We start from the raw sequence: 13,900 nt of genomic DNA on the forward strand, positions 1-13,900 counted from the left end.
TGAAAATGTACCACTTTGAAACTAAAAATTGTTATCGAGTCCAGTAAGGACACCAGCTTTTCTTTTTTGCTTAAGCCTGTAGCTTTCACCTTGGATATTGAGTATATGGCTATGGTGAATAAGCCTATCAAGTATTGCTGTAGTTAACGCTTCATCATTGTTGAGCACCTCCTTGAATTTTGTAAAAGATAGATTGCTTGTAATGATAATTGATCCTATTTCATACCGTTTATTGATAACCTGGAAAAAGAGATTGGCCTGGTTTTCATTGAGCTTGATATAGCCAAATTCATCGATAATCAAGAGTTTTACCGTATTGATAACCTTTTTGAAATAGTGCTGCAACCTGTTGGTCTGCTGCGCAATCTCAAGTTGTAAAAGCAGATCTGCTGCAGTGATGAATTTTGTTTTTATTCTTGCTTGTGTAGCAAGATATCCCAAAGCTATGGCCATGTGGGTTTTCCCAACACCGCTTGGTCCAATAAGCAGGATATTTTCGGCATTCTCTATAAATCTTAAAGTAGAAAGTTCATTAATAATATTTCTATCTACCGCAGAAGATGAGAAATCAAACATCTCTATGGTCTTTACTTTTGGAAAGCCTGCCATTTTTAGTGTTGTTGCTTTTGAACGCTCTATCTTCTTTTGATGTTCATATCTAAAAAGCTCAAGCAAAAAGTGGCTGTATGAAAGATTCTTTTTAGCTGCTTCTTGCGCTATGGATGAAAAGCTCTCTTTAATGGCAGGAAGTTTAAAAAGCGCAGCATACTCTTGTATCTGTTCATTTATACTGTGTATCTCTTTATGCATGGCAAACTCCCAAAAGCGCATCATACTCCTCTAAAGAACTCTTAGCTGTATTATGTATGTTTATGCTGTTTTTATACTTTTTATTTGACAAGGAAAGCTTTTTATCTATGCAATTGTCATATTCTTTTTTGTTATGCAAGCTTTTTGGCTTGGCTGAAATTATTAGCGGCAGCAGAACTTTTTGCTCTTTTATAAAGAGCTCTTTTGGTTTTTGCTTCGTTGTTGCGTGCACTCTATTATGAACAATTTCAAGCCACTGAAATATCTGGCTGTTAAGAAGCTTTGTATCTATAACAAGCGAAGAGTTTTTGAGTCTTGCTTTCAAAGGAATATAGAAGTTTCCTTTCATATAGCCTATAACTCTCTCTACCTTCCCTTTTGTTTTTGCCCTGTAGGGTTTACAAAGTTTTGGAATAAATCCATACTCTTTGGAAAAATCCAAAAACCTCTCATTAAATCTGTGTTTTGCATTCCCGTAAGCGTTATGCTCTATCACCACGCTTTTGAGGTTGTCGTAAAGAATGGTTCTAGGCACTCCCCCAAAGAAGGCGAAAGCCTTTTTATGACAATCTATAAAACTATCAAAGCGCATATTGTCTGTAAAGCAGATAAATGCGTATCTGCTATAGCCCAAAATCATCGCAAAGGCATAAATGGGATTCTTCCCTCTTCGTATCACCGTCCAGTCAGCTTGCGCCTGCTCGCCCGGATCTGTCTCAAATCGCACTACCTCTTCCTCTTTTACGCTCATATGCTCTTTATAAAGCCCGCTCATAAACGCCTGCAATATTCTTATCTTCCCCTCATACCCTTTTGCTGTAATCTCCCGGTATATTACCGTTGAAGGAATTTTATCCGGCAACCCTTGAGCTATTCTCTTTTTTATATACTCTTTGTATGGATCGAGCTTCGATTTGTAAACTCTCGGTTTTCTTGGCAGAAGCTTATCCTCTTTGAGTCTTTTGGATACGGTTCTTCTATCAAGTCCCGTCATCCTTGCAATAGCTCTTATGCTGTATCCTTGTCTGTAAAGTGTATGTACCATCACAAACTCCTCGTATGTAATCACTATTGCCTCCAAATATTTTTGGAAGCGATTATATTCTCTTATATTTCCTCATCTCATGGATGGTACATTTTCATCTTGCGTCTGTGGTGTATTTTAACATTGCAGGTGACATGGATACATCCCATACTTTAACTTTTTCTTCAAGTTTTTGCTTGATAGTCAAAAAACTCTTCAAATCACTCTTTATGCCTTTATAACGCCAATTAAACATGCAGGGAAGTTCATCTTTAAGCCATAACCACATTGAAAGAGCAGGATGTACCTCTAAGAGATTTATCTCTTCTATATGTTGCTCAAAAGAGGTAATGAGTGTAGCAAAGGGTTTGTGTTCAGGGTGAATGGAAGGCAAACCAAAAAGAAACTGAGAAATTGTCCAGTGCGGACAATTTGCAAAGGGTAAAATCGATATACCTCGTGGAGGTTTGAGCTCTTTTCTTAATTCCCTTTCAATTTGTTTAATCGTTAATGAATACTCCACATCTACACCAAGAGGCGCATCCCATGCAATCAAAAGAGGCTGTTTAAAGCTAAAAATATATCTTTTTAACTTTTGATAACCCAAAGCCTGGAAAGAATTGCCATCATATATGAGACTTTTCTTCCCAGGTGCTGGGTCAATACCCAGGATTTTAAGGTTCATAATGTAAAATCACAGGCTCGCTATAATTTGGAACATTATCATAGGTAAAAACTGCATAATATTTTGCAATTTTTGTATTACCAAAATTGTCATAGGTGTAGTTGTCTTTCCCCGCATAGAGCTTCACACCATCTTGAGGATTACGTGGAGGATGGAATCGGTTGCGTACCACATAGGCACCGACAAAATCTGGGTCTGTAGGATTTTCCCATGTAAGTTTTACCATCCCTTTTTCTATTTTTGCCGAGAGATCTTTTACAGGCGCGACGGGATATTTTCTTCTTTTAATATATTTAAGATCGAGTTTGACTTCATTTTGGCTTCTTTTGTCATACCAGTCTATGATGTGATTTTTTGTCTGTGATGCTTTGGTAGGTCGAATTATAAAGCCAACTTTTTTGTCTTGTGCATGGGCGTTTTCTAGCTCAATTTTGCTAGAAGTATCAAACAAAAATAGATGCTCATCTTTTTTTGCAAGCTCAGTTTCACTCACCTCATAATCAATAAATCCAAGAGATTCTCGATGCTCGAGCTTCTCATAATCCAACTTATCCAAATCGACAAGCTCAATAAGATAGCGAATATCTTCTCCACTTGGTTTGATCGGTTTGTTATGGATTCTTATGAAAGCATTTGTAATCACTGTCGTATCAGCTTCTGGCAAGCTTGAGAGATCAAACTCCATAAAGCCATACACCACATCTCCATCACTATCAAATCCACAGCTCAAGGTATCCAGTGTAACACCATCCTTTGTAACTGTAGCCAATCGGCTTGGCTCAATCTCAAGTTTAGTGGAAGGCAAAGTATATTTGATATCAAGATGCGGGCGATAGTGAATCCCCCCACCAAAAGGACCATAGCCCAAATCAAACATCATCATCTGTGAATCACTTCCCAAAGGAAGCTTTGTAGGTCCTTGTATGCGAAAGAGCACCTCTCCCTTTTTAATAGCCTCTTGCAAAAGCTCTCTTTCATAGCTATTGAAGTTCCATGTTTTCCAAATCCCTTGCGTTAGCTGCTGCGATGGAATAGTCTGCCCCAATGTCTGAATCACTTTAGCATTATGAATCTGCTCAAAATCTGTAATATCCTCAACATTTTCGATTATTGAGATAGACCACTCTCCATACTTCTCAATCTTAACATTGACTCTGTTGAGAGGATAGAGACTTATTTTAGCCTCTTTGATAAGTGCTTGAGTGGCAATGGAGTCGAGTTTGAATCGAATGACGCCATAGCTTATGCCCAATGTCTCGTTGACTCCAACAAAAAGTGAATTTTTTCCAAAATGCTCAGGATTTTTGTTCGATTTTTGCGCCACATATCCTATATCTTTTGGTGCCGGAAAGAGGTTTCTAAAAAACTCATCCCGCTCAAGTGTCGTCATTACTTTGACTTGTGGTGCAAAAGGGCCTTTTTGGCGAGAAAGCAGATTAACGGGACGAATATAGTAAAAGTAGAGCTTTCCACTCTCTCTATCTGTATCGATAAACTCTAATCTTGTTGTAGTGCCTATGAGTGATGGCTCCCTACACGCTTCCTTGTGTTGATCATTTCGATATATTTCAAAATAGACTCCAGTGTTAGCTTCCAAATCATACTCCCACTGGAGTGTCACTGCATTGCTATTAGACTCTTTGATAGTAAAGTACTCAACTCTTGGTGGATGTGAAGGCGCATAGTTGGAAGCCTCTTTGAGGGCATACAAAAGGGCTGGAATATTTTCATGGATCGATTCGCTCATATTTTGCAAATAGTCCGGAATATTTCTTGTTCCAACCTCAACAACAGATGCCAAAATTCCTTTTGAGTAGTAATACTCCCTTCCGCTTCCGCTGATAAGCTTTGTAGGTGGTTTTCCTCTGTGGATACCATACTTTCTACCCGTTACTTTAAATATCTCATAGTTCATATTGGCACAAAGCACATTGAGATCTGTCCCATCAATTTCAGCTTCATGGTTGAATTTATGGGCTGGAAAGAAGACATTGCCTTGGGAGTGGTAATCAAGAGCGATGGTAATATTTGGATGACTGTCTACAAACTCTTTTATGGCTCTTGTTTCAGGCTCACTGAATGGCGCTGGCCCTCCATAGACATTGGATGAGTAGTTGGTACTTTTTACCCAGCCCACACTAAAGTTTCTATTTAAGTCTACTCCATAACTGCCATCAGGATTTTTCCGTCTATTTTTTCGCCAAAAAGAGTAGTGGGTTCGAGAGTACTCAAAGCCGTCAGGATTGAGTACCGGAACGATATAGAGCGTACTTTTGGATAATGCTTCCATTACTCTTGGATCTGTTGTAGAGTGCGTTAATAGATAACGGATAAATGCAACAGCAAGCTCGTTACCTATCCACTCTCTTGCATGGATAGTCCCTGTATAAAGTAGAGCTGGTTTGAGATGGGCAAACTCTACATTTTGAGTGATTGTAGCTAAAACAATTGGTCGATTTTCCCATGTTGAGCCAATCGTTTGCATCTGTATAAGGTGAGGATATTCTTTGACCATATCCTCTAAAAACTCTATTGTATCTTGATAAGAGAGATAATTATGCTTCAACCGATTCCTTTTTAAATGCTTCCCAGGCTATGAGAAGTTTGTGCAGAGTTTTATCTTTTATTCCTTTAAGCTCCAATAAACTCTCTGGATTATTATCCAGTGCATAAGCGATATTAAATGCATCCATCTGATCCAAAACTTTTTTTGCTCTCTTTTTGCCCAGCGTTTCTTCTAAAAAGTTAATAATCTGCTCTTCTGTTAGAGTCACCGGTTCTGCATCTTGTGGCTCTTCAAAGATATGCTCTTCGTTTGATTCTTGTTTCTCTTTAGGGCTTTTACCTTTCCAAAAACCTTTACATTTACCTGTAAAATCCCACTTTTCACTTGGCCACTCCTCATAGTCTCTATCCTCAGTATTTAGCATTGGATACTGCTCATCAAGTTCCCAAAGCGCTTTTACACTACCATCCTCTGCCATCTTTTGGCGATTAAGAAAATATGCTCCATCAAAACTTGGTGTATAGCGACCAAATGTAATATAGCGCATGGTTCTAAGAAGTGAGCTGTCGATTTTGCCAAGCTCCTCCCAGTTGTATACAGGTATATTTGGCTTAGGAAATCTACCATTACTTAGTTTCCACATGAGATACTGCCCTATCCAATCTCTGATGTATGGAAACGCGGCAAAGGCGGTAGCACACTCTAAAATTCTATATTTACCATCCTCTTTTCCTACTGCAATATCACACGCCCAATACTCTGCATTTGCAGCTTTACTTACTTTCACAGCTAAATCCAATACACCCTTTGGAACATCCATATAATCCATGCTTCCGCCCTGACTTGTGTTTGTTAGCCAGTGTCCCTCAGGTGGCCTTCTCCAAAAAGCACATACAGGTTTATGGCCAATAAGCATTACACGAATATCAGCACTCATTGGTACAAAATCTTGCACATAGATTGGACAATATTTTTTAGTTTCAAGCAGCTTTTTTGCTTCTTCGAAGCTGTCAACTTTATGAACATAGTATCCACCATAATTGCTTGGACCATAACTGCGTTTAATAATTTTTGGATAGGTAGCGTTTTTTAAAAACTCCATTCCCTCTTCTTTATCATAAAAAATATAAGTTTTTGGAATAGGGATGTCATATTTCCAGCAAAATCTCGTAACATTTTCTTTGCTTTTATTGGCAAATTGAGCATCAAGACTTGGAATAAAACGTACATGTGGTAATTCTCTTGCAATCTTTCTAAATGTCTCATAAGCAGTTGCTGGGATATTTCCAATGAGGACGTCAATCTTTTTCTTTTTTACCTCTTTAATAAACCGCTCCTCATCACCTTTCCAGTGATACACTACTGTCTCAATTTTATCTGGCCAGCCTCTAAAATTACTCCTATCAAAAAATCGAAGTACATAATCTAAATACAAAAGTCCTATTTTTGGAAGTTTTTTAGCCATTGTTTATCCTTTTATCTATTAGTTCTATAATTTTTTCTATCTTTTTATCATTAAAGTCAAGTCCCATTTTCTCTTGCTCAGGTGTTGCAAATGCTGGAATCCCATTTACCTCAAGCACCACATACTCTTCATTTGCCCTATCATAGATGATATCCACGCCGGCTATCTCGATATCAAGTGCCTTTGCTGCCTTTTTGGCAAGCTCTATCACCTCTTCATCACAATCTCTAATAATTACACTGCCGCCACTTGTCACATTTGTTCTCCAATCCCCCTCTTTTGCCTTTCTACCATAACATGCAATAAACTCCCCATCAACTATATCAATGCGATAATCACTTCCGTCATAATCGATAAATTTTTCTATATAGAAAAAGCGTAGATCTGTTTGATTTAAAAATGGCAAAATCATATCTAGCTTATCTTTACTATCTACAAGTGCCATTCCCATACCGCCCCAGCCATCAACTGTTTTAAAGACCGCTTTGCCCCATTCCAAGACTTTATTGCGAATCGTCTCGACATCTTCTCTGTGGCATAAAAAGTAGTCAGCCGTGCGAATACTATGCGATCTTAATGTATCATTTGTTTTAAACTTATCTTCACTAATAGCAAAAGCTTTAAAATTATTAATACAAGGAACATGTCTATCAAGCGCCTCATAAAGATAGACTTGATATTTTGTCTGCTCACCTGCGTTGTAGCTAAAAAAACAGTCAAGCTCATACAAATTCATACCATCAAGCAACATTTTCCCATTTTCTGCAATAGCATGGCGAAGGTTGAGACCTGTAGTTACTTTATGGCCTCTTTCTTGCAGTTTTCGCACCATCTTTTGCTCAATGACATCACCACCCCCATTTTGGTACATCCATATCCCGACATGCCCCATGAGAATCCCTTAAGAAATTTTTTTTTATAATACATAAAAGTTGATTAAAAGGTTTTAAAATGGAGTATAATTTTAGTGAATTAGAAGAGCTTATCAATATTAATTCCTATACCAAAAATAAAGCTGGTGTGGACAAGAATGGTGAAATAGTACGCCAAAAATTAGAGTCTTTGGGATTTACAACTACAGTTTTTGAAAGGGAGCATATAGGTAATCACTTATGGTTCAAGTCACCAAAAAAAGAGGGAGAAAAAATACTGCTTCTAGGACACCTCGATACAGTATTTCCACCTGGAACATTTGAATATTTCAGGGAAGATGAAGAGTGGATCTATGGTCCTGGGGTTTGTGATATGAAAGGTGGGATTATGGTCATGATAGAGGCTTTGCGCCGTCAAAAAGAGATTTTTAATATAGATATTTTTTTAGTGAGCGACGAAGAGACTGGCAGCGATGACTCTTCAGAACTTACATTTAATATAGCCAAAGAGTATGACTACTGCCTTGTATTTGAAGCTGCTGGCAAAAATGGTGAAGTTGTAACCCAAAGAAAGGGGATAGGAACATTTGAGATAGAGATAAAAGGAAAAGCTGCTCATGCAGGAAACTGCTTTAAAGATGGAATTGATGCGAACCAAGAAGCTGCTCATAAAATTCTGGCACTTTCACACTTAAGCGATCCCGATAATGGAACAACGGTAAATGTAGGCAAGATTGAAGGAGGAATTGGCGCAAATACGATTAGTCCAATGGCTACGCTTCTTTTTGAAACCCGTTTTACTACTGCAAGTGAAAGAGACAGAGTTCTTGCAAGTATGACTGAAATTACCAATACCTCTTTTATTCCTGGAACAACTGCTACACTAGGTGGAAGACTGCAGCGCGATGTAATGGAGGAGCGTCCAGAGCAACTCGCATTTTTGGAGCGTATAAAACAATGGACAGGAATCAAGCTTCCAGTCGAGCATCGTGGTGGTGGAAGCGATGCAAATATTGCTGCATCTGCAGGTACTGTTACATTAGATGGATTCGGTCCTTATGGAGATGGAGATCATACTGTACATGAAAGAGCGAGTAAAAAAAGCTTTATACAAAGAATTGAACTTGCTACGTCACTATTAAAAGGATTTATGCAAGAAAGCAAAAAAAGGCTTGAGCCTCTTTAAAATGAGTATCCAATTCCTAAATACATATAACTACTTCTAAACTCTATATCGCCAAACTCTAAAGGAAGAGAGAAAGAGAACGCTCTTACATAAAAGCTATCTACATCCCATTTTTGATAGTGATATCCCAATACACCATATAATCTTGGTTTGACAGTTATGAACTTTGCTCGATAGTTTTTATGAAGAAGATCCGCTCTCAATCCTATATCAAATCCGTATGTATGTCCATCAACTTTTACTTTAGAATCAATAATGCTAGATTTAAATCTGAAGCTTTGAAAAGAGTAATTTGCTGCACCATAAAGACTCAGCATATTGGTAAATGCATAAGAAAATGTAACATGAGGTCCAATTTTGTATGTAGTTACATCGACTTTAAAGAGTTTTTTTGTTCTCATCAAATCACCAATATCGATATAATTAACAGCTTTAATCATACAGTCAGCATACGGCATAGAAACACCTGTATCTAGTCCTATACCTAAATAGTCATGCTCACTTTTGTGATATAAGTCTTTACCCAAACCAATACTAATATCTAAACCCTTAGGCTCAAATGCAAATGTAGCTATATGCAAAGGAGATACCATTGTATTCATATATTTATACATAGCTGTAACTTGATCAGCTGCCATCCATGTAATATTGAAGCGATAGTAGTAATCAGAACTAAAAATATTTTTATGTTCTTCAACAAATGAGTATGTTGAGATATCTGTATCTACTGAAAAATTTTGATTGAAAAGAGAATATTTCATTTGAAAATTTCCATGCCCATACTCAATGCTACTTGCAAAAAGCGAAGTAATAGCTAGAATAAAGAGTATCAATCTTTTCATAAAATACCTTTTAATGCATATTACTATTAACTATTCCACTTTTTCCGTAACTCCTCTTGGCGCTCCAAATAGCGTTTTATAAGAGAGCCTTTATCAAATCCCAATTTTTCTCTCATTTCAGCCAAATCTAGTCCTGCTCCCTTGACTGCTCGCTCCATAACTTCTTCACTCTCTAAAATCAATTTAGGATCTATTTTATGTTTGGTCAAATAATTGAAGAGTCTCTTCATATCATCTTTTGCAATATTACGCTCACCGATCAAAAAAGTAAAATGTTTGAACTCCGCTTTTTTTTGAAGATAATTATAGTAAAGCATAATAGCGACAAAAAGAATGATAAGTACTACAAGAATACCTAGAGAAATTAGAAGTGTTTCATTATCTTTTGAAAATTTAAAATTCCTTGCAATCTCTTCAAACATTATAAGCCTTCAAGGGGTATCATAAATGATACCCCATCTCTTGTGCCACCTCTTTTATATGTGCTAAACGTTTTTCAATTGGTGGATGTGAAGCAAAGAGATCCATAAATCCCACGATACCAAAAGCTTTCATATCACTAGGCAGAGCCACTTGCTCTTTTGGAATCTGACCAAGTTTGGCTAAAGCATAATAGATACCTCTTGGCCCATCGAGACGTACCGCACCCTCGTCTGCTTTAAATTCACGGTATCTACTAAACCACATAGCAAGCATTGTTGCAAAAATTGTTAAAGCAATCTCTAGCGCAAAACTTATAGCCATATAGGCCATTGGACTAGGATTACCCTCCTCATCTTTTGGTGCAATGATATTTGCAATAAGACGAGAGAAGAAGAAAACAAAGGTATTGAGAACACCTTGCAAGAGTGTCATAGTAATCATATCGCCATGTTTGATGTGGCTTATCTCATGAGCTAAAACTCCCTCAATCTCTTCTGGACTCATAAGTTCTAGTAAAGACGTAGAGACTGCTACAAGAGCATCATTACGGTTCCATCCTGTAGCAAAAGCGTTAGGAGGACCATTGAAAATTCCAACTTCTGGTCTGCCTATACCGGCTTCATCTGCAAGCTTGTAAACAGTCTTTACAAGCCACTCTTCAGTTGCATTGCTTGGATGCTCTATTACTTGCACTCCCATATGCATTTTTGCCATCCATTTAGACAAAAAGAGAGAAATAAGCGCACCGCTAAAACCAACAATAAAAGAGAGAATCAAAAGTCCGCTAATTGTGCCTTGATCGAGCCTTACACCAAAAAATGCTTCAATGATAAATATAGTCAAATATATCGAAGCCATTACGGCTAAGTTCATAAGTATAAAGAGTATTATTCCCATTACCCCTCCTCTTTTTTTTTGCTCTATTTTAACGAAAAAAAATTACAGTTTACATGCTAAAGCATATTTTTCTTTGCTAAACAAAAAGCTATTTTCTTTTCGTAATAGGCTGCTTCATTGACAAAAACAGGATAGGATGGCTCTCCTTCATAATAAATCTCTTCTTCATCAAATCGTAAAAATATTGGATCGCCATGATGAAGCAGTTGATAATCTCTTCCAAGAAATTCAGGATGAATCATGCCTGCAAGCTCTTCGCCCTCTCTTGGAAAATCCCTAGAGTCATAAATATCGTAACAGACCACCTTCTCATCCATCTTTTCATCTTTTCGCAAAATATCTAAGGCTCTTTTGAGTACTTTCAGTGTATTAAAAAAGATCGATGCATCCAATACCCCTTGACAGACAGGACCAACTTCAATTGTAATGGAACTTTTCACACAGCTATTGATAAAGTTGCCCTCCTCAGTGCCAAACCAGCGAAGGATCTTGACATTTTCATACTCTCTTGCCAATATTTTGGCTACATTTGCGCTCAGAGGATCATCTTTGCTAAGTACTATTGTGATACCCATATTTGCAGTAGTAGTATGCAAATCTATGAGAAAATCTGTATCTTCTAATCTCTTTTTGAGCACTTTAGCTCGTTCATATTCATAAATATGAGAGTCTTCGCTGAGTGCTTCTTGAGAAAAAGAGCGATTGAGATCGTAGTCTATATAGCGTCTGCACTCTTTTATAGCTTTTGGATTTGCTAGTAAGTAATCTATTGCAATATCTTTGAGCCAAAAATTTTCTCGCATCAGTTTTTTTACAATATAAATGCCTATAAGTTCATTTCCATGCACGCCGCCTGCAATTGTAACATTCATTTATCGTCCTTTCAAAAGGGCGATTTGCCCTTTTGAAATTATAGCTTAACAATACGTTTTCTAATCTCTTTTGTTGCTTCCACCATGTTTGTTAGAGCCGGAATCACCTCCTCCCATTTTCTTGTCTTAAGCCCGCAGTCCGGATTAATCCAAAGTTTATTGGCTGGGAAAACCTGCATTCTTTGTTCAATCTCCTTGATAAGTTCCTCTTTATTCGGAATTCTTGGAGAGTGAATATCGTAAACGCCCGCACCAACCTCTTTTTGGTAGTTGTAGTTTTTAAAAGCCTCCAAGAGTCTGTTTCCGTTTCGTGCCGTCTCAATTGAAATCACATCTGCATCCATCGCATCAATTGTTGGCATAATATCGTTAAAATCGCTGTAACACATATGGGTGTGGATTTGTGTTTCGGGTTTAGCCACGGCAGTTGCGATTTTAAAACTCTCAACAGCGACTCGTTCATACTCGTTTTTGTTTTCATCGTGCAAAGGATACCCCTCTTTGAAAGCCGCTTCATCTACTTGGATAATCTTAATACCAGCTTCTTGCAAATCTTTCACTTCATCGGCAATCGCCAACGCCATCTGCTTATAGACCAACTCCCTTTTAAGATCATCTCGTACAAAACTCCAGTTGAGCATCGTCACTGGACCGGTTAGCATCCCTTTCATCGGTTTGTCCGTGAGACTTTGTGCATAGGTAATCCACTCTACCGTTATCGATTTTGGTCTGCTGACATCCCCGAAAATGATAGGAGGTTTGACGCATCTGCTTCCATAGCTTTGCACCCACCCATTTTGGCTGAATGTCACCCCTTCAAGAAACTCGCCGAAATACTCAACCATATCGTTTCTCTCAAACTCACCATGCACCAAAACATCAAGACCGATATCTTCTTGCACTTTGACGCAGTGTGCAATCTGCTCTTTGATCTTCTCTTTGTACTTCTCTTCACTCAACGAACCATCTTTGTAAGCTTTCCTGATAGCTCTGACCTCTTTCGTTTGTGGAAAACTTCCAATTGTCGTAGTCGGCAAGATCGGATATCCGAGGATCTCATGCTGAAGCTGGAGTCTCTTTGTTGCCGGCATAGATCGCTCACACTGTTCCTTGTTGAGGTTTGCAAGTCTGCTTTGAACATCTTTGTTGTGAATCTGTGTAGAGCTCTTTCTTGTTTCGTTTGCTTTTTTATTTGCTTCCAAAAGTGCTTGATCATCATCTCCAAGCTCTTTTGATCTATAGAGTTTGTCAATGAGACGAAGTTCACCTAGCTTCTCTTTTGCAAAAGCGAGCCATGTCTTTATGTTGCTGTCCAGTTTTTCTTCATATTCCAAAGTATATGGAACGTGCAAAAGTGAGCAGCTTGTTGAGACGACGAGCTGGTCCTTGTCTATCGGGAGTGCGTTTAAAAATTCCACTTTCTTCTCTATATCACTCACCCAGATGTTTCTACCATCAACTACGCCGGCGATAAGTTTTTTTCCACTTTTTGCGATTCTTTCAACAGATTCGATATTTTTAGGACCATGTACAAAATCGAGACCAATTCCATCAATGGAGGTATCAACGAGTATTTGGACAGCTTCATTTGCATGCTCAAAATAGGTCACAACAAAAAGTTCGAGATCATTTGCCATTAAGGTCTCATACGATTTTTGTAATGCCTCAAGCATTTTTTCATCAGGATCTCTCACCAATACCGGCTCATCGAGCTGAATGGTCTTTACGCCAATGTTTTCCAGTATATTTAACGCTTCTTGATAGATTGGCAGAAGTCTATCTAGAAGATCGAGTGGATTTGAGCCATCACTCGTTCTTGAAAGAGCCAAGAATGTCACCGGTCCTATGAGGTTAACCTTTGTCTCTATCCCCAATGCTTTAGCCTCTTGATATTCGCTTATTGCTTTATCTAAATTAAGAGAAAATGTTTGATCTTTATGAAGAATCGGTACGAAATAGTGATAATTTGTATTGAACCATTTCGTCATTGCAAGTGCTTTATGCGTTTTATCACCTCGAGCCATCGCGAAATAGCGATCCAACCCATCTAAATCTTTGTACTCCTCAGGTACAGCTCCTACCATGACAATAGCGTCAATCATCTGATCATAAAAACTAAAATCGTTGGAACTGATAAACTCAATTCCCGCCTCTTTCTGATAATTCCAATGCCGCTTTCGAAGAGTTTTTGCAACTTCTTGCAGTTCATTTAACGTGATCTCTTTATTCCAATACTTTTCCAAAGCAAACTTTAACTCTCTTTTTTCACCAATTCTTGGAAATCCTGTTACATATGGCATATCTTCTCCTTCTTTTTT

Annotated in this window: 12 protein-coding genes; 1 reads left to right on the forward strand and 11 read right to left on the reverse strand. The window is 38.0% G+C overall.

All coding sequences use genetic code 11. The annotated features are described in order from the left end of the window. Positions 1–21: 21 nt before the first annotated feature. From istB to JG738_RS05915, 6 genes are read right to left on the reverse strand one after another with little or no spacing between them, the layout of a single operon-like run. Positions 22–831: an IS21-like element helper ATPase IstB gene (gene istB, locus JG738_RS05890; RefSeq protein WP_370583670.1), complete on the reverse strand. Its 810-nt coding sequence runs from the start codon at positions 829–831 to the stop codon at positions 22–24. After that, positions 803–1,891: an IS21 family transposase gene (gene istA, locus JG738_RS05895; RefSeq protein WP_201336910.1), complete on the reverse strand. Its 1,089-nt coding sequence runs from the start codon at positions 1,889–1,891 to the stop codon at positions 803–805. Before istA ends, istB begins: the two co-directional genes overlap by 29 nt. Before the next feature lie 58 nt (positions 1,892–1,949). Next, entirely contained in the window at positions 1,950–2,519 is a 570-nt protein-coding gene (locus JG738_RS05900; protein WP_201337009.1) for a hypothetical protein, read from the reverse strand. Next, entirely contained in the window at positions 2,509–5,085 is a 2,577-nt protein-coding gene (locus JG738_RS05905; protein WP_201337010.1) for a M14 family metallopeptidase, read from the reverse strand. Before JG738_RS05905 ends, JG738_RS05900 begins: the two co-directional genes overlap by 11 nt. Then, entirely contained in the window at positions 5,075–6,490 is a 1,416-nt protein-coding gene (locus tag JG738_RS05910; RefSeq protein ID WP_201337011.1) for a RimK family alpha-L-glutamate ligase, read from the reverse strand. The genes JG738_RS05905 and JG738_RS05910 overlap by 11 nt, the downstream gene beginning before the upstream one ends. Beyond that, complete coding sequence (locus tag JG738_RS05915; protein ID WP_201337012.1) at positions 6,483–7,382, reverse strand: RimK family alpha-L-glutamate ligase; 900 nt, start codon at positions 7,380–7,382, stop codon at positions 6,483–6,485. Before JG738_RS05915 ends, JG738_RS05910 begins: the two co-directional genes overlap by 8 nt. A gap of 59 nt (positions 7,383–7,441) precedes the next feature. Here JG738_RS05915 and JG738_RS05920 point away from each other — a divergent pair, with 59 nt between their 5' ends. Next, a complete protein-coding gene (locus tag JG738_RS05920; protein ID WP_201337013.1) occupies positions 7,442–8,548 on the forward strand; it encodes a M20 family metallopeptidase in 1,107 nt (368 codons plus the stop codon). Here JG738_RS05920 and JG738_RS05925 read toward each other — a convergent pair. The 5 genes from JG738_RS05925 to metE are packed head-to-tail and all read right to left on the reverse strand — an operon-like array spanning position 8,545 to position 13,882. Further along, positions 8,545–9,390 carry a hypothetical protein gene (locus tag JG738_RS05925; protein WP_201337014.1) on the reverse strand — a complete coding sequence of 282 codons (846 nt, stop codon included), beginning with the start codon at positions 9,388–9,390 and terminating at the stop codon, positions 8,545–8,547. The two genes, JG738_RS05920 and JG738_RS05925, sit on opposite strands and share 4 nt — an antisense overlap. A 26-nt stretch (positions 9,391–9,416) precedes the next feature. After that, complete coding sequence (locus JG738_RS05930) at positions 9,417–9,812, reverse strand: hypothetical protein (RefSeq protein WP_201337015.1); 396 nt, start codon at positions 9,810–9,812, stop codon at positions 9,417–9,419. A 19-nt stretch (positions 9,813–9,831) separates the two neighbouring features. Beyond that, positions 9,832–10,710: a protease HtpX gene (gene htpX, locus JG738_RS05935; RefSeq protein WP_201337016.1), complete on the reverse strand. Its 879-nt coding sequence runs from the start codon at positions 10,708–10,710 to the stop codon at positions 9,832–9,834. A 56-nt stretch (positions 10,711–10,766) separates the two neighbouring features. Next, positions 10,767–11,582, reverse strand: coding sequence for an aspartoacylase (locus JG738_RS05940; RefSeq protein WP_201337017.1), 816 nt, complete (start codon positions 11,580–11,582; stop codon positions 10,767–10,769). Positions 11,583–11,620: 38 nt separating this feature from the next. Then, complete coding sequence (gene metE / locus JG738_RS05945) at positions 11,621–13,882, reverse strand: 5-methyltetrahydropteroyltriglutamate--homocysteine S-methyltransferase (RefSeq protein ID WP_201337018.1); 2,262 nt, start codon at positions 13,880–13,882, stop codon at positions 11,621–11,623. Positions 13,883–13,900: the final 18 nt, after the last annotated feature.

Source organism: Nitratiruptor sp. YY08-26, assembly GCF_016593215.1.
GTDB classification, from domain to species: Bacteria; Campylobacterota; Campylobacteria; order Campylobacterales; family Nitratiruptoraceae; genus Nitratiruptor; species Nitratiruptor tergarcus.